Origin of the sequence: Bradyrhizobium sp. IAR9 (assembly GCF_013408065.1) — a bacterium.
Taxonomy (GTDB): domain Bacteria; phylum Pseudomonadota; class Alphaproteobacteria; order Rhizobiales; family Xanthobacteraceae; genus Bradyrhizobium.
The window spans coordinates 1-19,535 of record NZ_JACBZW010000007.1 but is presented as its reverse complement, the minus strand read 5'-3'; the positions used below and the strand labels follow the sequence as shown (position 1 = coordinate 19,535).

The 19,535-nt window shown below is 66.6% G+C and carries 17 protein-coding genes; 8 read left to right on the top strand and 9 right to left on the bottom strand.

What is annotated here, in order from left to right:
* Nucleotides 1-8: 8 nt before the first annotated feature.
* Genes GGD67_RS19475 through GGD67_RS19465 form a run of 3 tightly spaced genes read right to left on the bottom strand, consistent with a single transcriptional unit; the run spans nucleotide 9 to nucleotide 1,548 of the window.
* A complete protein-coding gene (locus GGD67_RS19475) occupies nucleotides 9-272 on the bottom strand; it encodes a DUF6111 family protein (protein ID WP_179735128.1) in 264 nt (87 codons plus the stop codon).
* Nucleotides 269-940, bottom strand: a complete 672-nt coding sequence (locus tag GGD67_RS19470) for a CoA pyrophosphatase (protein WP_018323295.1) — start codon at nucleotides 938-940, stop codon at nucleotides 269-271. The genes GGD67_RS19475 and GGD67_RS19470 overlap by 4 nt, the downstream gene beginning before the upstream one ends.
* Nucleotides 937-1,548 (bottom strand): DUF1285 domain-containing protein, encoded by a 612-nt coding sequence (locus tag GGD67_RS19465; RefSeq protein WP_179735126.1) that lies wholly within the window; start codon nucleotides 1,546-1,548, stop codon nucleotides 937-939. The genes GGD67_RS19470 and GGD67_RS19465 overlap by 4 nt, the downstream gene beginning before the upstream one ends.
* Nucleotides 1,549-1,817: 269 nt before the next feature.
* On the opposite strand from GGD67_RS19465, the gene GGD67_RS19460 reads away from it, so the two are divergent.
* The 6 genes from GGD67_RS19460 to GGD67_RS19435 all read left to right on the top strand — a co-directional run bounded on the left by GGD67_RS19460 (nucleotide 1,818) and on the right by GGD67_RS19435 (nucleotide 11,948).
* Complete coding sequence (locus tag GGD67_RS19460; protein WP_018323293.1) at nucleotides 1,818-2,816, top strand: MoxR family ATPase; 999 nt, start codon at nucleotides 1,818-1,820, stop codon at nucleotides 2,814-2,816.
* Nucleotides 2,816-3,760 carry a DUF58 domain-containing protein gene (locus GGD67_RS19455; protein ID WP_179735124.1) on the top strand — a complete coding sequence of 315 codons (945 nt, stop codon included), beginning with the start codon at nucleotides 2,816-2,818 and terminating at the stop codon, nucleotides 3,758-3,760. Before GGD67_RS19460 ends, GGD67_RS19455 begins: the two co-directional genes overlap by 1 nt.
* Complete coding sequence (locus tag GGD67_RS19450) at nucleotides 3,757-6,561, top strand: DUF4159 domain-containing protein (protein WP_179735122.1); 2,805 nt, start codon at nucleotides 3,757-3,759, stop codon at nucleotides 6,559-6,561. Before GGD67_RS19455 ends, GGD67_RS19450 begins: the two co-directional genes overlap by 4 nt.
* Before the next feature lie 7 nt (nucleotides 6,562-6,568).
* Nucleotides 6,569-8,632 (top strand): membrane protein, encoded by a 2,064-nt coding sequence (locus GGD67_RS19445; RefSeq protein ID WP_018323290.1) that lies wholly within the window; start codon nucleotides 6,569-6,571, stop codon nucleotides 8,630-8,632.
* A 395-nt stretch (nucleotides 8,633-9,027) separates the two neighbouring features.
* Nucleotides 9,028-9,429, top strand: a complete 402-nt coding sequence (locus tag GGD67_RS19440) for a DUF2946 family protein (RefSeq protein WP_179735120.1) — start codon at nucleotides 9,028-9,030, stop codon at nucleotides 9,427-9,429.
* A 149-nt stretch (nucleotides 9,430-9,578) separates the two neighbouring features.
* Nucleotides 9,579-11,948, top strand: coding sequence for a TonB-dependent receptor (locus GGD67_RS19435; RefSeq protein ID WP_179735119.1), 2,370 nt, complete (start codon nucleotides 9,579-9,581; stop codon nucleotides 11,946-11,948).
* Between the two features lie 160 nt (nucleotides 11,949-12,108).
* Here the strand turns inward: GGD67_RS19435 and GGD67_RS19430 are convergent, their stop codons facing one another.
* From GGD67_RS19430 to GGD67_RS19420, 3 genes are all read right to left on the bottom strand, one after another.
* On the bottom strand, nucleotides 12,109-12,591 hold the full coding sequence (locus tag GGD67_RS19430) for a GNAT family N-acetyltransferase (protein ID WP_179735116.1): 483 nt from the start codon (nucleotides 12,589-12,591) through the stop codon (nucleotides 12,109-12,111).
* Between the two features lie 128 nt (nucleotides 12,592-12,719).
* Nucleotides 12,720-13,238, bottom strand: coding sequence for a GNAT family N-acetyltransferase (locus tag GGD67_RS19425; protein WP_018323286.1), 519 nt, complete (start codon nucleotides 13,236-13,238; stop codon nucleotides 12,720-12,722).
* Nucleotides 13,239-13,387: 149 nt separating this feature from the next.
* The gene (locus tag GGD67_RS19420; RefSeq protein ID WP_092261555.1) at nucleotides 13,388-13,879 is read right to left on the bottom strand and encodes an NUDIX domain-containing protein; all 492 of its coding nucleotides are present in this window, start codon (nucleotides 13,877-13,879) and stop codon (nucleotides 13,388-13,390) included.
* Between the two features lie 107 nt (nucleotides 13,880-13,986).
* Between GGD67_RS19420 and GGD67_RS19415 the strand changes: the two genes are divergently transcribed.
* Nucleotides 13,987-14,868 carry a metallophosphoesterase family protein gene (locus GGD67_RS19415; RefSeq protein WP_092261623.1) on the top strand — a complete coding sequence of 294 codons (882 nt, stop codon included), beginning with the start codon at nucleotides 13,987-13,989 and terminating at the stop codon, nucleotides 14,866-14,868.
* A gap of 122 nt (nucleotides 14,869-14,990) precedes the next feature.
* Here the strand turns inward: GGD67_RS19415 and GGD67_RS19410 are convergent, their stop codons facing one another.
* The 3 genes from GGD67_RS19410 to GGD67_RS19400 form a co-directional block, all read right to left on the bottom strand.
* A complete protein-coding gene (locus GGD67_RS19410) occupies nucleotides 14,991-15,545 on the bottom strand; it encodes a hypothetical protein (protein WP_179735114.1) in 555 nt (184 codons plus the stop codon).
* 196 nt (nucleotides 15,546-15,741) lie between these two features.
* Entirely contained in the window at nucleotides 15,742-15,951 is a 210-nt protein-coding gene (locus GGD67_RS19405) for a hypothetical protein (protein WP_018323282.1), read from the bottom strand.
* Between the two features lie 30 nt (nucleotides 15,952-15,981).
* Entirely contained in the window at nucleotides 15,982-17,616 is a 1,635-nt protein-coding gene (locus GGD67_RS19400; protein WP_026202905.1) for an isocitrate lyase, read from the bottom strand.
* A gap of 231 nt (nucleotides 17,617-17,847) precedes the next feature.
* Here GGD67_RS19400 and GGD67_RS19395 point away from each other — a divergent pair, with 231 nt between their 5' ends.
* Nucleotides 17,848-19,293: a short-chain fatty acyl-CoA regulator family protein gene (locus tag GGD67_RS19395; protein ID WP_018323280.1), complete on the top strand. Its 1,446-nt coding sequence runs from the start codon at nucleotides 17,848-17,850 to the stop codon at nucleotides 19,291-19,293.
* The last annotated feature ends 242 nt before the right edge of the window (nucleotides 19,294-19,535 follow it).

Genomic DNA, 19,535 nt, shown 5'->3' with positions numbered 1-19,535 from the left:
TGCGGCCCCTATTTTTCCACGCCCGGCACCAGCCGGCCATTCTCGATATGGGCGGGAACGTAGGTCGAATCCGGCGCGGCGCCGGAGAAATGCGCAAGTCCGATCAGGCCCGCGATCACCAGCACGATCGCCGCCAGCGCAAGGCGCGCGACGATCGCGACCGGCCAGGAGGAACGCGCGAACAGGCCGGACCGCGTCGCGGCCAGGAACAACGCGTAGACGGCAAAGGGAATGAGGAAGATTCCGATCTCGGTCAGAACCGTCCGGATCATGATGAATAGATCCGCTCATACAGCACACGCAGCATGCCCGCCGTCGCACCCCAGATGTAGCGTTCCGCGAACGGCATCGCGTAGTAGAACCGCTCCATGCCGCGGAATTCCTTGCTGTGCACCTGATGGTTCACCGGGTTCATCAGGAAGGATAGCGGCACCTCGAACGCGTCATCAACCTCGGAATGGTTGATGGTGAGCTCGAAGCCGGGCCTGACCCTGGCGACCGTCGGCAGGATGCGGAAGCCGAAGGCGGTGCCGTAGAGATCGAGATAGCCGATCGGCTCGACGAAATCTCTGGACAGCCCGACCTCCTCCTCGGCCTCGCGCAGCGCCGCATCCAGCGGCGAGGCGTCGGTGGCGTCGATCTTGCCGCCGGGGAAAGCGATCTGGCCGGCATGGTCGTTGAGATGCGCCGAGCGCTGCGTCAGCAAGATGGTCGGCTCGGGATGATCGACCACCGCGATCAGGACCGCCGCGGGGCGCACCGGCTGCTCGCGCGCGACGATCTCGAGCATCTTGTCGGTGCCGGGATCGCCCGAGGCGGGAATGATGTTCGGATCGTAGAGGCCGAGCGGAACGTCGAAGCCGAGCTTCGCCCTGGAGCGGGCGAAGAAATCCGCCGCGCCGAGCGGGACCGGATCGGTCGTTAGAATAGGCTTGTTCAAAGCGCGGCCCTCACCTGCTCCGCATCGGCCATGGGGAAGAATTCGCCTGATGATTCGACGCCGAACATCGGCTGGCCATCGACCATCCGCTCCTCACCCATGTCAACCAGATCGTAATAGAGCGCCCTTGTGACCTTGGCCCAGAGCTCGGCGCGAACATGCAGATAGGGCGTCAGCCCGCCGTCTTTGGCCTGCTCGAAACGCAGCCGGTGCGCGGCATCGCAGGTGACCCAGTCATCGACATTGGTGCGGAAGCGCAGCACGCGATGGTTGCTCTCGCCGTCCTTCTGCATCTCGACCGCCATGAAGGGCGCGTCGTCGACGCGGATGCCGACCTTCTCCACCGGCGTGACCAGGAAATGCTTGTCGCCCTCGCGCTTGAGGATGGTCGAGAACAGCCGCACCAGCGCGGGGCGCCCGATTGGCGTCCCCAAGTAGAACCAAGTACCATCGGAGGCGATTCGGATGTCGAGATCGCCGCAAAACGGCGGATTCCACAGATGCACCGGAGGCAGGCCTTTCTTGGCGCCTTCGGCATTGGCAGCACTTTTGGCGGCGGCAGTCAGTCCCTCGAGACCGCGATCCGCGCTCTGCCCTTGGTTCGCCATGGTTTGCCCTGACTTTGTCCTTGGCACGATTGGTGCAGGTCTACGTTGTACTCGGGTGCACGGTTCCACCCCGGATTAGTCCGGTGGGGGAGGTCGCCACTTCGTGATGCCGTACATAACCCGAAGCCGATAAGGTGGGGATAGGTTAATTCAACGAATACATGGCCTTCCTGCAAGTCTAGCATAGGCCCATGATCTAGCGTGATGGCCTGGCGTGATGCGATGACATCGCGACGCAAGCCGCATGGCGCGCTGAAGGAGCTAAACGAATGGCGGAGAGTGTCGAGAAACTCGAGGACGGGATCGTTCGTTCGGCCGAGCAGGTGTCGAGCCAGATTCGCGCGGCGAAGGATGCGATCGCGTCCGTCATCTTCGGCCAGGATCGCGTGATCGAGAACACGCTGGTCACCATCCTCTCCGGCGGCCACGCACTGCTGATCGGCGTGCCCGGCCTTGCCAAGACCAAGCTGGTCGAGACGCTCGGCGTGACGCTCGGCCTCGATGCCAAGCGCATCCAGTTCACGCCGGACCTGATGCCGTCGGACATTCTCGGCGCCGAGGTGCTGGATGAGAGCACCGCGGGAAGGCGCGCCTTCCGCTTCATCGCAGGTCCGGTGTTCGCGCAACTGTTGATGGCCGACGAGATCAACCGCGCCAGCCCGCGCACGCAATCGGCGCTGCTGCAGGCGATGCAGGAGCAGCACATCACCGTGGCCGGCGCGCGCCACGATCTGCCGAAGCCGTTCCACGTGCTCGCGACGCAGAACCCGCTGGAGCAGGAAGGCACCTATCCGCTGCCCGAAGCGCAGCTCGACCGCTTCCTGATGGAGATCGACGTCGACTATCCCGATCGCGACGCCGAACGCCGTATCCTGTTCGAAACCACCGGCGCCGAGGAAACGCTGGCGAGGGGTTCGATGACCGCCGACGCGCTGATCACGGCGCAGCGGCTGATCCGGCGCCTGCCGGTCGGCGATTCCGTGGTGGAGGCGATCCTGTCGCTGGTGCGCTCGGCCCGTCCCGGTCCCGACGCCGGCGAAGCCGGCAAGTTCATCGCCTGGGGCCCCGGCCCGCGCGCCAGCCAATCGCTGATGCTGGCGGTGCGTGCGCGTGCGCTGATCGACGGACGGCTGGCGCCCTCGGTCGACGACGTGCTCGACCTCGCCGAGCCCGTGCTGAAGCACCGCATGGCGCTGACGTTCCAGGCGCGCGCCGAAGGCCGCACGATTCCGGACGTGATCCGGCAATTGAAGACACGGATCGGTTGATGGCAGCGGAGAACGGGCACACAGCGAAGGAGATCATTGCGATCCGACGTGCCGATGGCGAAAGCCGCACGCTCGCTGCTTCCTTGCCGCGCCTGGTGCTCGAAGCCCGCCGCATCGCTGCCAACGTCATCCACGGCCTTCACGGCCGCCGCCGCGCCGGCTCCGGCGAGAATTTCTGGCAATACCGCCGCTTCGTTTCCGGCGAGCCGGCGCAGAACGTCGACTGGCGCCGCTCGGCGCGCGACGACCATCTCTATGTCCGCGAGCTCGAATGGGAAGCCTCGCATACGGTGTGGATCTGGCCCGACCGCTCGCCGTCGATGGCGTTCGCCTCCAAGGCCGCGCGGGAGTCCAAGCTCGAGCGCACGCTGATCGTCGCCTTCGCGCTGGCCGAGCTGCTGGTGTCCGGCGGCGAGCGCGTCGGCATTCCCGGCCTGATGGCGCCGACCGCGAGCCGCAGCGTGATCGACAAGATGGCGCAGGCGATGCTGCATGACGATGCCGACCGCCTCAGCCTGCCGCCGTCCTTCGTGCCGGCAGCGCTGGCCGAGATCATCGTGCTGTCCGATTTCTGGTCGCCGATCACGGAGATCAAGACGACGCTCGCAGGCCTCTCAGGCTCGGGCGCGCATGGCACCCTGGTGCAGGTCGTCGATCCCGCCGAGGAGTCGTTCCCCTATTCCGGCCGCGTCGAGTTCGTCGAGCCCGAGGGCTTCGGCGTGATCACCGCCGGCCGTGCCGAGAGCTGGGCGCAGGATTACACCGCGCGGCTCGCGCTGCACCGCGACCAGATCCGCGCCGAAACCAACAAGCTGGACTGGCTGTTCACCACGCACGCCACCGACCGTTCCGCCGCCGAGCTGCTGCTGTTCCTGCATGCCGGCATGCAGGTGAGCAAATCAGGCGCCCGCACCACGACAATCAAGGCGGGGCCGGCCGCATGATGGGATTGCCGCTCGCCTTCACCGAACCGCTGCTTCTGATCGGCCTCGTCAGCCTGCCCGTGCTGTGGTGGCTCTTGCGCGTGATGCCGCCGCGGCCGCGCCGCATCGAGTTTCCGCCGACGCGCCTGCTGTTCGACATCGCCCCGCGGGAGGAGACGCCCTCGCGGACGCCTTGGTGGCTGACCGCGTTGCGTCTCCTCGCTGCGGCTCTCGTCATTTTCGCGGCCGCCGGCCCGATCTGGAATCCGCAATCAGGCGCAGCCGACAGCAAGGCGCCGCTGATGATCATGCTCGACGACGGCTGGAGCGCGGCGTCGCACTGGGACATCAGGATCAGGGCCGCCGACGAGCTGATCGCCAATGCCGACAAGGACCGTCGCGCCATCGCGCTCGTGCCGCTGTCCGAGCCGAACCGCGACATCACCCTGATGCCGGCGGGCGCCGCGCGCGTCGCGCTGCGGCAGCTCGCGCCAAAGCCCTATTCGATCGACCGCGTCGAGACGCTGACTGCGGTCGACCGCTTCCTGAAGGCCACCGGCGACTGCGAGATCGCCTGGCTGTCCGACGGCGTCGATACCGGCCGCGGCGAGGACTTCGTGGCTGGCCTCGGCAAGACCATCGGAGATCGCAGCCTGACCGTGTTCGAAGGCGGTACCTCCTCGCCGCTGGCGCTGGTCGCGGCCGAGAACGCCGCAGCGAAAATGACGGTGAAGGTGCTGCGCACCGACAGCGGCATCGCCATGGGCACCGTGCGCGCGCTGGACCAGAAGGCCTCGCCGATCGGAGAAGCCCGCTATGCGTTCGGTCCGCAGGACAAGGAGACCGACGCCGCGTTCGATCTGCCGGTCGAGCTGCGCAACGACATCACGCGGCTCGAGATATCGGGCGAGCGCTCCGCCGGCGCGGTGCAGCTGCTCGACAAGCGCTGGCGCCGCCGTGCCATCGGCATCGTCTCGGGTGCGACCAGCGAGACCGCGCAGCCGCTGCTGGCGCCGACCTTCTATCTCACCCGCGCGCTGGCGCCGTTCGCCGACGTCAGGCTCGCCGACAAGGGTTCGCCGCAGCAGGGCATCACACAATTCCTGGACCAGAAGCTGCCGATGATCATCCTCGCCGATGTCGGCACCATCGCGCCGGAGCTGCGCGAGCGCCTCAATGCCTGGGTCGACCAGGGCGGCGTGCTGGTGCGCTTCGCCGGTCCCCGGCTGGCGCAGGCTGAGGACGATCTCGTGCCGGTCAAGCTGCGTAAGGGTGGCCGCACGCTCGGCGGCAGCCTGACCTGGGAGAAGCCGCAGCATCTTGCGACCTTCGCGGCCGACGGCCCGTTTGCCGGCGTCGCCGTCCCCAAGGACGTCACCGTGAGCCGCCAGGTGCTGGCCGAGCCCGATGCGGTGCTCGCCACCAAGAGCTGGGCCTCGCTGGAAGACGGCACGCCGCTGGTCACCGGCGAGCATCGCGGCAAGGGCCTCGTCAGCCTGTTCCACGTCAGCGCCGACATGCGCTGGTCGGATCTGCCGATGTCGGGCACCTTCGTCGAAATGCTGCGGCGGGTCGTCGACATGTCCGGCTACACGTCCAAGCCCGGCGCAGGCGTTGCCGGCGAAGCGACCACCGAGACGGTGGCGCCGCTGCACATCCTCGACGGCTTCGGCGCCTTCGGGCCGCCGCCGGCCACCGCAAAGCCGTTGCCCGCAGATTACCGCGACCGGGCCACATCCGATCATCCGCCGGGCTTCTATGGTCCGGCCGAAGGACCGCTCGCCGTGAACACGCTTGCCAGCGCCGACCGCATCGCCGCGCTGAACACCGCGAGCCTGCGCGCCCGGCATGCCACCTACACCAATGCCGAGCCGCGGGACCTGCGCGGCTGGCTGCTGTCGACCGCGCTCGCGCTGTTCCTGGTCGATGCCATCATCGTCGCGGTGCTCGGCGGCGGGATCGCCGCGCTGCTGCGCCGCCGCGCCGCGCCCGCGATGATCGTGCTTGGCCTGCTGTTCGCCTCGCTCTCGCCCGCGCCGTCACGCGCCGACAGCGCCGCGGACGATTTCGCGATGAAGGCGACGTCGCAGACCCGCCTCGCCTATGTCGTGACGGGCAATGCCGACGTCGATTCCATCGTAAAAGCGGGGATGAACGGACTGACGCTGTTCCTGGCGCAGCGCACCGCGCTCGAGGCCGGCGATCCCGTCGGCATCGACCCCGCGCGCGACGAGCTCGCCTTCTTCCCGCTGATCTACTGGCCGATCGTGCCGGGCGCGCCGAAGCCGCCGCAGGACGCCATCAACAAGATCGACGCCTACATGAAGCAGGGCGGCACCGTGCTGTTCGACACCCGCGACGCGATCGAAGCCCCGCCCGGCGCCAACGGCGCGGCGCAGACCCCGGGCATGCAGACGCTGCGCGAGATCCTGTCCTCGCTCGACGTGCCCGAGCTCGAGCCGGTGCCGCGCGAGCACGTGCTGACCAAGACCTTCTACCTGCTGCGCGACTTCCCCGGTCGATTCGTCACCGGCCAGACCTGGGTCGAGACCCTGCCGCGCGACGAGGACGAGGACAGCGCGCAGCGGCCGGCGCGCGGCGGTGACGGCGTATCGCCGATCATCATCACCTCGAACGATCTTGCCGGCGCCTGGGCGGTGCGGCCCGACGGCCAGGCCATGCTGCCGGTGACCGGCGGCGACACCCGCCAGCGCGAATTCGCCTACCGCGCCGGCGCCAACATCGTGATGTACACGCTGACCGGCAATTACAAGGCCGACCAGGTGCACGCACCGGCCCTGATCGAACGGCTGGGGCAATAGGACCGATATGAATTACGGCATCGCATTCACGCCGCTTGTTCCCGCGATCGTGCTGTGGCTCGCGCTCGCCGCGATCGTCGTCATCGCGCTTCTGCTGCTGGTTGCGCGCGCGCGCGGCGCCGCCGTGCGCGTGGCCGCGCTGGCGCTGTTCCTGCTGGCGCTCGCCAATCCCTCCTTCACCCGCGAGGACCGCGATCCCCTCACCTCGGTCGCGGCCGTCGTCGTCGACAAGAGCCCGAGCCAGAATTTCGGCAACCGCAATCGCGAGGCTGCGCAAGCGCAGGAGGCGCTGGTCGACGGCCTGAAGAAGGTCAAGGGGCTGGAGGTCCGTGTCGTCGAAGCCGGACAGGCCGACGGCGAGACCGACGGCACCAAGCTGTTCGGCGCCCTCGCCTCGGCCTTGTCGGACGTGCCGGTCGACCGTGTCGCCGGCGCGTTCCTGATCACCGACGGCCGCGTCCACGACATTCCGGCCAGCGCCACGGCGCTCGGCTTCCAGGCGCCCGTGCATGCGCTGATCACCGGCCAGAAGGACGAGCGCGACCGCCGCATCGCGATCACGGCGGCGCCGCGCTTCGGCATCGTCGGCCAGACCCAGACCATCAGCTATCGCCTCGACGACCAGGGCGTCTCCGGCGAGCGCGCCAAGGTCACGATCCGCAGGGACGGCGAGGTCATCAACGAGCGCACGCTCTCGAGCGGCCAGGCCGCGAGCGTCGACGTCGACATCAAGCATGCCGGCCCTAACATCGTCGAGATCGAGGCCTCGCCGCTCGAGAGAGAGCTGACGCCGGTGAACAACCGCGCCGTCGTCGCCATTGACGGCGTGCGCGACAAGCTGCGCGTGCTGCTGGTCTCTGGCGAGCCGCATTCGGGCGAGCGCACCTGGCGCAATCTGCTCAAGTCCGACGCCAGCGTCGATCTCGTCCATTTCACCATTCTGCGTCCGCCGGAGAAGCAGGACGGCACGCCGATCAACGAATTGTCGCTGATCGCGTTTCCGACCCGCGAGCTGTTCCAGCAGAAGATCAACGAATTCCAGCTGATCATCTTCGATCGCTACGCCCGCCAGGGCGTGCTGCCGATCGCCTATTTCGACAACATCGCGCGCTATGTGCGCGGCGGCGGCGCGGTGCTGGTCTCGGCCGGCCCCGACTACGCCTCCAACACCAGCATCTGGCGCACGCCGCTGGATTCGGTGCTGCCGGCAGAGCCCGTGGGCGTGACGGAAAAGCCGTTCTATGCGCACCTGTCCGACATCGGCAAGCGCCACCCCGTCACGCGCGCCCTGGAGGGCTCCGCCAGCGAGCCGCCGCGCTGGAGCCGTTTCTTCAGGACCGTCGACACCCGCAATTCCGTCAACCCGCCGGTGATGACGGGAGCCGACGGCAAGCCGCTTCTGTTCCTGTCGCGCTTCGGCGAGGGCCGCGTCGCGCTTCTGCTCTCCGACCACATCTGGCTGTGGGCGCGCGGCTATGAGGGCGGCGGCCCGCATCTGGACCTGCTCAGGCGGATGTCGCACTGGCTGATGAAGCAGCCGGACCTCGACGAGGAGGCGCTGCGTCTGCAGGTGCAGGGCAAGAACCTCGTCGTGGTACGTCAGACCATGGCCGACAGCGTCCAGCCGGTGAGCGTGACCTCGCCGTCCGGCGCGTCGCAGGATCTGACGCTGAGCCCCGGCGATCCCGGCGAGTGGCGCGCCAGCCTTCCCGCGAGCGAGCTCGGCCTGTGGCAGGCCACCGACGGCACGCTGAAGGCGCTGATCAATGTCGGCCCGACCAATCCGAAGGAGTTTTCGGAGGTCACCTCCACCGTCGAGACATTGAAGCCGCTGACGCAGGCGACCGGCGGCAACGCCGTGCGCGTGGCCAGCGGCGCCGACGTCGAGCTGCCGCGCATCCTGCCGGTGCGCTCGGCCAGCGTCTTCGCCGGCGACGGCTGGATGGGGGTGCGGATGCGCGATGCCAGCGTCGTCAAGGGTGTCGGCGTGCTGCCGATCTTTGCCGGGTTGATTGGCCTGCTGCTGCTGCTCGGCGCGTTTGCTGCGACCTGGGTCCGCGAGGGGCGGTAGTTGCCCGAAGCTTGATTGGACGAGACTCGCGTAGCGCCGCGACGGCGGTGCGTTCCCTCCTCCCTTGTGGGGGAGGGCTAGCGAGGGGGGTAGCCCAGGAAAAGGGGCCGGTAGTTGACGATGCATCGGGCCTGTGCGCGACGGTAAGAGTCCCCGTGTGGCACCCCCCTCCCTGCCCCTCCCCCACAAGGGGGAGGGAACGGAGAGAGCAACGCTCTCCGCTGAACTGGACTTGAATCCATCGTGCCTAGTTGCCCGAACGACACATCGGGCCGGCTGCCTGCACAGACAGGCCTGCCGCGCCGTTGACATCCGCCGACCTGTCGCGCGATGTTACATTGTAACGTCGCGACGTCAGGGAATTGATGTGCCGCGACGTGGGGTGGCTTTTCCAGATGAAGTGGTTCCGGTCGAATATCAGGCACGGCGCCCGGCTCGCGTTGTTCGCGATGCTGGTGCAGTTCGCGCTGACGTTCGGGCACAGCCACTGGTTCGCGCAGGCCGCGCCGCTTGCCCAGGCCTCGCTCCAGCAGACCGACAGCGCCAAAGGTGCTGCCATCGACCGCGCCGCGGTCCAGAAGCAATCGCCCGCCGCTCCCGACCGCGAGCATCAGGGCGAGGACAATTGCGCGATCTGCGCCGTCGTCGCGATGGCGGGCACCGTCATATCGGCAACGCCGCCCGTGCTGCTGCTGCCGCAGGCGATCGAGCTGCTCCACCGCACCACTGATGCCGAATTTCTCCATCTGAAATCGGCCGGCACGGCGTTCCAGCCGCGCGCCCCTCCCGCGTCCTGACTCTCAACATCGCTTGATCACGCCCGGGCTCGCCGCGCATCGGCAAATACCCGGGAGAAGTTGAAGTCGAATTCCGTCGCGCCGCGACGGCAGGCCGCCTCCCGATCAAAAGATCATCACGCGGACGGCGCCTGAATGGAATCAGGACCATGTCATTCAAATTGCGACGCGCGCAGCGTCTTGGCAGAGCAAGCCTGCTCCTGCTCGGCGCTGCCGCCACGCCTGCTTTCGCCCAAACGCCTGCGCAAGACAAATCGTCGACCGAGATCCCCGCCGTCACCGTGACGGCGCCTAGCCCCATCGTGCGCAGAGCGGTGGTGCCGTCGCGCAATCCGGGCCGCGGCACGCGGACCGCGCGAGTGCGCAGCCGCCAACAAGCGGCGGAAGCAGAGCCGGCGGCCGCCGTGCCCGCCGCGCCTCAGCAGGGCGTGCTGCCTATTGTGACCAACCAGTTCGCGACGGTCACGGTGGTGCCGAACGAGGAGATCCGCCGCGAGGGCGGCGGCCAGCTCGGCGATCTCCTGTTCTCCAAGCCGGGCATCACCGGCTCGAGCTTCGCGCCCGGCGCATCCAGCCGGCCGATCATCCGGGGTCTCGACGTCAACCGCGTCGGCATCGTCGAGAACGGCACCAATTCGAGCGGCGCGTCCGATCTCGGCGAGGATCATTTCGTCCCGATCGATCCGCTCGCGACCAACCAGATCGAAGTGGTGCGCGGGCCCGCCGCGCTGCGCTACGGCTCGACCTCGATCGGCGGCGTCGTCAGTGCCACCAACAACCGGATTCCGGATGCGGTGCCGAACTGCGCGCCGTCATTCCAGGCTTACGGCCTGCCGACCAAGGCGCCGCTCGCGACCGCCGCGACCTCGCCTTGCGTCACTGCCGAGACCCGCACCGCGTTCTCTTCGGTCGATCGCGGCGTCGAAAGCGGCGTGCTGCTCGACACCGGCGGCGGCAATTTCGCGTTCCACGCCGACGCCTATGGCCGCACGACCTCGGACTATTCCATCCCGAGCTATCCCTATCTGAACGATCAGTCGCGCCCCGTGAACGGCCGCCAGCCGAACTCGGCGACGCGCTCGGACGGCGCCTCGATCGGCGGGTCGTATTTCTTCCAGGGCGGCTATATCGGCGCATCGATCACGCAGAACGACTCGCTCTACCACATCCCCGGCATCGACGGCGCCGACCACCGCACGCGGATCGACGGCCATCAGACCAAGATCAACGTCAAGGGCGAGTATCATCCCGACGCCGCCGCGATCGACGCCGTCCGCTTCTGGGCCGGCGCGACCGACTACCGCCACAACGAGATCGGCCTTGCCGATCCCGCCGACCTCAACAGCGACGGCATCAGGCAGACCTTCACCAACAAGGAGCAGGAAATCCGCACCGAGGTGCAGCTGATGCCGTTCAACGTGCGCTTTGCCGAGGTGACGACGGCGCTGGGCTTTCAGGTCGGGCATCAGGAATTGAGCGCGCCGAGCCCGGACAATCCCGGCACGCTGTTCAACGGGCTGTGGGATCCCAACAACAGCACGCGCGTTGCCGGTTACGCCTTCAACGAGTTCAAGTTCACGGAGGCGACGCGGGCGCAGATCGCCGGCCGCATCGAGCATGTCGAGCTGCACGGCACGACGCCGGACTTCCCGGCCGACTATTTGCCCGACGGCACGCCGCAGGCGGCGATCGCGCGCAATCCGTCCTTCACGCCCAAGAGCGGCAGCATCGGCCTGCTGCAGGATCTGCCGGGCGGCATGGTCGGCAGCATCACCGCGCAATATGTCGAGCGCGCGCCGAAGGCGGCCGAGCTGTTTTCACGCGGCGGCCATGACGCGACTGCGACGTTCGACATCGGCAATCCCAACCTCACCATCGAGACCGCCAAATCGGTCGAGCTCGGCGTGCGCAAGGCGACGGGGCCGTTCCGCTTCGAAGCGACCGTCTACTACACGCATTTCGACAATTTCATCTATCGCCGCCTCACCGGCGTGTCCTGCGATGACGATTTTGCCTCCTGCGGCACGCCGGGCGCCGAGCTGAACCAGGCGGTGTATTCGCAGCGCAATGCCAATTTCCGCGGCGGTGAATTCCAGTCGCAGCTCGACGTCGGCGCGTTCCAGGGCGGCATCTGGGGCATCGAGAACCAGCTCGACGTGGTCCGCGCCACCTTCAGCGACGGCACCAACGTGCCGCGCATTCCGCCGGTGCGGATGGGCGGCGGCGTGTTCTGGCGCGACGACAACTGGCTGATGCGCGTCAACCTGCTGCACGCCTTCGCGCAGAACAACATCGCCGTGATCGCGGAGACGCCGACGGCGGGGTACAATCTGTTGAAGGCCGAGGTGAGCTACAAGACCAAGCTCGATCGCAACTGGTTCGGTGCGCGCGAGATGATGGCCGGCATCGTCGGCAACAATCTCCTCAACGAGAACATCCGCAACTCCGTGTCCTACACCAAGGACGAGGTGTTGATGCCCGGCATCGGCGTGCGTGCGTTCGCGAACTTCAAGTTCTGACGGTGATCAAGCCGGGGCCCGCGGGCCCCGGCAACGACGGAGTGTCAGGCGCGGCCGCGCCCGTCATTGACAGCATCGTAGCCCGGATGGAGCGCAGCGAAATCCGGGGCGGTGCATCTGTAGCGAGAGGTTTCCCGGATTGCGCTGCGTTCCATCCGGGCTACGAACTACGCGTCAGCCGTTTCTCGAAGCGCCACTGATCCACAGGGAAAGGCCCCTTCGAGGTTTCTGACATCATCACGAAGGTGCCGGCGTTGCGCCAGCCGCTCTTCTCGTAGAACCGGGCGGCACGCATGTTGCCGACCGCGCAGGCGAGCCACGCCAGCTCCACACCACGCGCGGCGAGCCGTGCTTCCGCATCGGCGATCAGCGCCGCAGCCACGCCTGTCCCGTGGGCGGTTGGCGACACGAAGAGCTGGTACAGTTCGTCGCTCTTGAGGGCGCACAAGCCGAGCGGCGCACCGGAGGGGCCGACGACGCAGATATCGACAAGCATGACCGCGAGGCGATCGCGAAAGCTCGCCAGCGTGCGGAGGCGGACCAGTTCGGGCGGCGCAAGATGCGCATGCGACCCGTGCCAGGCATCGTGCCACAGCTGCGCGAGGTGGTCGATCTCCGTGGAATCAGCTGGACGCACCTGCATTGGCGATACTCCGTATGAGCCTCGTAGCCCGGATGAGCGAAGCGACATCCGGGGGCGGTGCATCTGCATCGACAGGTTTCCCGGATATCGCTTCGCTCATCCGGGCTACAGGCTACGAACCTGACGCCCTACCCTGCCCGCGCCTTGCTCCAGTCCGGGCCGACCGGGCCCGACACGCCTTCGAAGGCGCCATCGACGAGCTCGAACACCAGGATGCGGGCGGCGTCGACGGGACCCGGCATGGTAACGCGGCCCTTCGGGACCGGCTTGAAGCCGACACGGCTGTAATAGGGCTCGTCGCCGACCAGCAGCACCAGGCGGTGACCTTTCGCCTTCGCGTCCTTTAGCGCGCGCTCCATCAGCAGACGGCCGACACCGCGGCCGCGGAACGGCGGCTCGACCGTCAGCGGGCCGAGCAACAGCGCCGGCGTCTCGCCGACCAGCACCGGCAATTGCCTGACCGAGCCGACCAGCAGCGTGCCGATGCGCGCGGTGAAGGACAATTCGAGCAGATGGTCGACGTGCTCGCGGATCCGGTAGGCGCTGAGCACGAAGCGGCCGGGACCGAAGGTACGTTCGTGCAGCCGCTCGATCGACTGGGCATCGCCGGCGGCTTCAGGGAGGATGGTCAGTGAGAGATCGGTCATGTCAATTCGCGGGATAGCACCTGAACGCAGCGCGGTCCATCGGGCAGCGACCGCGCTCAGCTCCTTTTCGAGGTCGAGGGGAGGTGTTCCGAAACCCTCGGCTTGCATTCGTTCAACGACATCTCCTGATGCATCAGCACAGGCCGACCTCAGCGCCACGTCGCAATCATTGGCCGGCCGTCCAGCACTTCCGCGATCCGCAGCCGCGTCCCTCGCGTGGTGCCGTCGGGCAGCGCCGTGAGTGCGAAGAACCCGCACTCGACGATCTCGCGGTTGGGCTCGGGCTGGCGGTCCTGCCTGAACTGCCTGACGACGTAGACCGCGACGTGGTCGCGGCGGGAAACATGGCTGTTGAGGAAGATGCCGTGCAGCACGGCCTCGCCGGTGAGGTCGATATCGCCCTCCTCCTTGAGTTCGCGCCGCATTGCCTGCTCCATGCTCTCGCCGTGATCGACGCCGCCGCCGGGCAGGTACCAGCCGCTGACATAGCTGTGCCTGACCAGAAACACCCGATTCTCGGCATCCAGCACCACGGCGCGGACGCCGAGCGTCATGCCGCGGACGATGAGGAAATAGGCGTGGAAGACTCGCCGCAGCAGCGGCTCGAATTTTCGTCGAATGCGGTCCAGACGATCTCCCATCAGGCTTCCTTGAGGCCGCTGTCCCGGCGCCGCTTGCACAGTCCCCGCGACCTTGCCATTACAACGGAGCAATAGCGAGGCAATCGCACGCCATGACTCCCAACACGCTGGCCCCCTTCACGCTCGCCCATCTGTCCGATCCGCATCTAGCGCCCTTGCCGAAACCGCGGCTGATCGAGCTCGCCGGCAAGCGCGTGCTCGGCTACGTCAACTGGACGCGTAACCGCCACAAGTACCAGCGCCGCGAGGTGCTCGATGCGCTGGTCGCCGACATGAAGGCGCAGGCGCCCGACCACATCGCGGTGACGGGCGATCTCGTCAACCTCGCGCTGGAAGCCGAGTTCGCTCCTGCCCGCGCCTGGCTCGAAGGCGTCGGCCCGCCCGACCGCGTCACCACGATTCCCGGCAATCACGACGCCTATGTCCGCGCCACCTCGCATCGCTTCGGCGAGACGTTTGCGCCCTATCTCGCCGGTGACGACGGCGGCATCGGCTTTCCATCCGTGCGCCGGCGCGGACCGCTCGCGCTGATCAGCCTGTCCACGGCAGTGCCGACCCTGCCGCTGATGGCGACGGGCACGCTCGGCCGCGATCAGCTCGACTCGCTTGCAGCAATGCTCGAACGGCTCGCGGCCGAGGACGTCTTCCGTGTGCTGCTGGTGCATCATCCCCTGAAGTCCGATGCGCGACAGAAGCGGATGACCGATTCGGCCGCGCTGCTGACGCTGCTCAAGCGCCACGGCGTCGAGCTGATCCTGCACGGGCACGATCACATTCATTCGACGATGTGGTTCGAGGGTCCCAACGGCAACATTCCCGCGCTCGGCGTGCCCTCCGCCTCCGCGCTCGCGCACGGGCGCTACCCGGCGGCGGCCTACAACCTTTTCAGAATCGAGAAGGACAATGCCGGCTGGCGCTGCGAGCAGACGGTGCGGAGCCTCGGGGCGGGATTTCAGATGGGGCAGATCAAGCATGTGAGGCTGATCTAGTTCGATGTCATTGCGGGGCGCGCGATGCGCGAGCCCGGAATCCATCGGGCCCAAGAATTGGTCGATGAATGGATTCCGGGCTCGCGCCTTTGGCGCGCCCCGGAATGACGGCGGAGAATACCTCACCAGCTCCGCAGGGCCGCCAACAGGGCGAGGCCGAACAAGGCGGCGGCGCCGAGCACGAAGCCGAACACGAACGGCCACAGGCGCGAGCGGCGCGGCGGCGGCGCCACTGCGGGCTTCGGTTCGGGCGGGACCACCATCGCGTGCTCGCGCTCGACCATGCGGCGCGCGACATAATCGGTGACGGCCTCGACGATCACAGCGGTGTCGTGCGATTCGGCGAGCACGATGCGGCCGAAGCGGGTGTCCTGGACGAAGCGGTACATCCGCTTGTCGCGCCCCATCACGATGTGGGCGACGACATCGATCCAGAGTCTGGGCGTATCGCCGTGGCTGATGCCGCGGTCAAACAGATCGATCCTGTCGGGCACCTGCGCGAACAGGGGATCGAGCGCGTCGTTGAGGATCTCGAGCCGCGCCACCTCGGCGTCCCTGAGATCGACGACGACGCCGGTCCGGTCGGCCGCCTCGATCCGCGCGCGCAGCAGCGCATCGCGCAGCCGCACCGGGCGTGGCTGGCCGGGATGGGTCCCGCTGGTTTCGGGCTCTGACATTGTCGGCCTCGTCCTCGACTTTCCTCCATTAACCTATCAGCAACCTTGAGGCCCGCAAAGGGTCCATAATTCCAGATACTTACGGCACCCACAGGCGATTGACCTGTGCCAAAAACAGACGATCCCACCCAGGCAGAGCCTGGATGGGACCATCCGTCCTTGGACGTCTTCTTAATTCAGGTCGGCACCAGGCCCTTTAGGCCGAGACGCGCGACGGCTCTTCCACGATGGAGAAGCGGACGCCGGCCTTGTGGCGGTTCTCTTCCGAGACCGTGCGCCAGGCGTCCTCGGCCTCCTTGCGGGTCTTGAACGGACCCTGCACCTGGGCCGAGCCTTCCACGAGCTTGTGGAAGTTCATCGAACCGAACTCGCCGCCGATCACCCAGAAATTACTGCCTTTGGTCATTGTCAGTCTCCTGTCCAATAGCGCGCTGCGTTAGCCGAACTGGTTCATCGTGTTGTGGACGCCGCCCGCCTTCAGGGCAGCCTCGCCGGCGAAGTATTCCTTGTGGTCGTCGCCGATGTCGGAGCCGGCCATGTTCTGGTGCTTGGCGCAGGCGATGCCCTGACGGATCTCGGCGCGCTGGACGTTCTTGACGTAGCCGAGCATGCCCTGGTCGCCGAAATATTCCTTCGCCAGATTGTCGGTCGAGAGCGCCGCCGTGTGATAGGTCGGCAACGTGATCAGGTGATGGAAGATGCCGGCACGCTTGGCCGAATCCGCCTGGAAGGTGCGGATGCGCTCGTCGGCTTCCTGCGCCAGCGGCGTATCGTCGTATTCCGGCTTCATCAGCTCGGCACGGTTGTACTTGCTGACGTCCTTGCCGGCTTCCTTCATCGCGTCGTAGACCTGCCAACGGAAGTTCAGCGTCCAGTTGAAGGACGGCGAGTTGTTGTAGGCGAGCTTCGCGTTCGGGACCACCTTGCGGATGCGATCGACCATCTTGGCGATCTGCTCGATATGCGGCTTCTCGGTCTCGATCCAGAGCAGGTCCGCGCCGTTCTGCAGCGAAGTGATGCTGTCGAGCACGCAGCGGTCTTCGCCGGTACCCGGACGGAACTGGTAGAGGTTCGAGGGCAGCCGCTTCGGACGCATCATCTTGCCGTTGCGGTTGATGATGACGTCGCCGTTGCGGGCGTTCTCCGCGGTGATTTCCTCGCAATCCAGGAAGCTGTTGTACTGGTCGCCGATGTCACCGGGCTTGTGGCTGACGGCGATCTGCTGCGTCAGGCCGGCGCCGAGCGAATCGGTGCGGGTCACGATGACGCCGTCTTCGACGCCGAGCTCGAGGAAGGCGTGGCGGCAGGCGCGGATCTTCGCGATGAACACTTCGTGCGGCACGGTGACCTTGCCGTCCTGGTGGCCGCACTGCTTCTCGTCCGAGACCTGGTTCTCGATCTGCAGCGCGCAGGCGCCCGCTTCGATCATCTTCTTGGCGAGCAGATAGGTCGCCTCGGCGTTACCGAAGCCGGCGTCGATGTCGGCGATGACGGGGACGACGTGGGTCTGGAAGTTGTCGATCTTCTCGATCAGCTCCTTCTCGCGGGTCTTGTCGCCTTCCTTGCGCGCCTTGTCGAGCAGACGGAAAATGTCGTTGAGCTCGCGCGAGTCGGCCTGGCGCAGGAAGGTGTAGAGCTCCTCGATCAGCGCCGGCACCGAAGTCTTCTCGTGCATCGACTGGTCGGGCAGCGGGCCGAACTCGGAGCGCAGCGCCGCGATCATCCAACCCGAGAGATAGAGGTAGGTGCGATCGGTCTTGCCGCCGAAGTGCTTCTTGACCGAGATCAGCTTCTGCTGGGCGATGAAGCCGTGCCAGCAGCCGAGCGACTGGGTGTACTTGGTGGGGTCGTTGTCATAGGCGGCCATGTCGGCCCGCATCAAGGCGGCGGTGTAGCGGGCGACGTCGAGACCGGTCCTGAAGCGGTTCTGCAGGCGCATGCGTGCGACGGCCTCGGCCGTCACCCCGTTCCAGGTCGGCTGGGTCTTGAGGAGCGCCTGGGCCGCCTCGACCTCGTTCTGATACGAACCCGGGCCCTGAAGGGTGCTGATGCCGCGCGGCTGGTAGTTCATGTGCCTGATCCTTTCGCTGACGATGGCGATGGCTGGCCATCGACATTCTTGACAGTGCATTGCGAGATGCGTGTCAGGAGCTAAACGCGAAAATAGAAACTTCGGATAGATGGCTTGTTTTTTATTGGTGATGTCATGTAACATCGGAACATGTAATAGATGTTATTTTGTAAATCTTGTAAAAATTATGGGTCAGTTAGTCTGTCCTTAATGTGCACGGAGTCCTGAGAAATGCCCGCCAATTCCGGCAAGAAACTCTTCGTCGGCCCGCGGTTCCGCAGGATCCGGCAGCAACTGGGGCTTTCGCAGACCCAGATTGCCGAGGGGCTCGGGATCTCGCCGAGCTATGTCAACCTGATCGAGCGCAACCAGCGCCCGGTGACGGCGCAGATCCTGCTCCGGTTGGCCGAGACCTATGACCTCGATTTGCGCGACCTCGCCACCGCCGACGAGGACCGTTTCTTCGCCGAACTCAACGAGATCTTCTCCGATCCGCTGTTCCGCCAGATCGACGTTCCCAAGCAGGAGCTGCGCGACCTCGCCGAGCTCTGCCCCGGCGTCACCCATGCGCTGCAACGGCTCTACGCCGCCTATACCGAGGCGCGCCAGGGCGAGACGCTGGCGGCGGCGCAGATGGCCGACCGCGACGTCGGCACGCGCTTTGAGGCCAATCCGGTCGAGCGTGTCCGCGAGCTGATCGAGGCCAACCGCAACTATTTTCCGGAGCTCGAGCAGGCCGCGGAGGCCCTTCGCGATGAGCTGAACGTGCCGGCCGAGGGACTCTATGCAGCGCTCGCGGCGCGGCTGCGTGAGAAGCATTCGATCCAGACCCGCGTCATGCCGGTCGACGTGATGCGCGAGACGCTGCGGCGTTTCGATCGCCATCGTCGCCAGTTGCTGATCTCCGAGCTGGTCGATCCGCCCGGCCGCGCCTTCCAGCTCGCCTTCCAGCTTGGCCTCGGCGAATGCGCGCAAGCCCTGGAGAGCATCATCGGCCGTGCCGGACCGCTCGACGACGCGCCGCGCCGGCTGTTCCGCATCACGCTCGGCAACTACTTTGCAGCGGCCGTGATGATGCCCTACCCCGCGTTCCTCGCCGCGGCCGAAGCCCTGAATTACGACATCCACGTGCTGGCGCAGCGATTCAATTCCGGCTTCGAGCAGGTCTGCCACCGGCTCACCACCCTGCAGCGGCCGAACGCGCGCGGCATTCCGTTCTTCCTCTTGCGCGTCGACAATGCCGGCAACGTCTCCAAGCGCTTCTCGTCCGGCACTTTCCCGTTCTCGAAATTCGGCGGCACCTGTCCGCTGTGGAACGTGCACTCGACCTTCGACACGCCCGATCGCCTGCTCAAGCAGGTGATCGAGCTCTCCGACGGCACGCGCTATTTCTCGATCGCGCAGATGGTGCGCCGCCCCGTCGCGCCGCACCCGCTGCCGCAACCGCGCTTCGCCATCGGCCTCGGCTGCGAAATCCGTCACGCCGCGCGCCTGACCTACGCCGCCGGCATCGACCTGGAGAAGACCGAGGGCACTCCGATCGGCGTCAACTGCCGACTCTGCGAGCGCGAAAACTGCGCCCAGCGCGCCGAGCCGCCGATCACGCGCACGCTGATTTTGGACGAGACGACGCGGCGGGTATCGAGCTTCGCGTTCTCGAATGCGCGGGAGTTGTGAGAGTTCTCCCCTCTCCCCGCTTGCGGGGAGAGGGTCAGGGTGAGGGGGAGTCTCCGCGGGGACGGTGAGAGTTGACTCGCGGAGAGTCCCCCTCACCCGGATTGCATCTTCGATGCAATCCGGCCTCTCCCCGCACGCGGCAGGGGAATCGCATATGGGTTTTGTCTAGCTATTGCATTGGAAGGCAAGACGGATTCTGAAGACGACTCCCGGAAGACGGAGGGGGTCGGATGCAGAAGTTC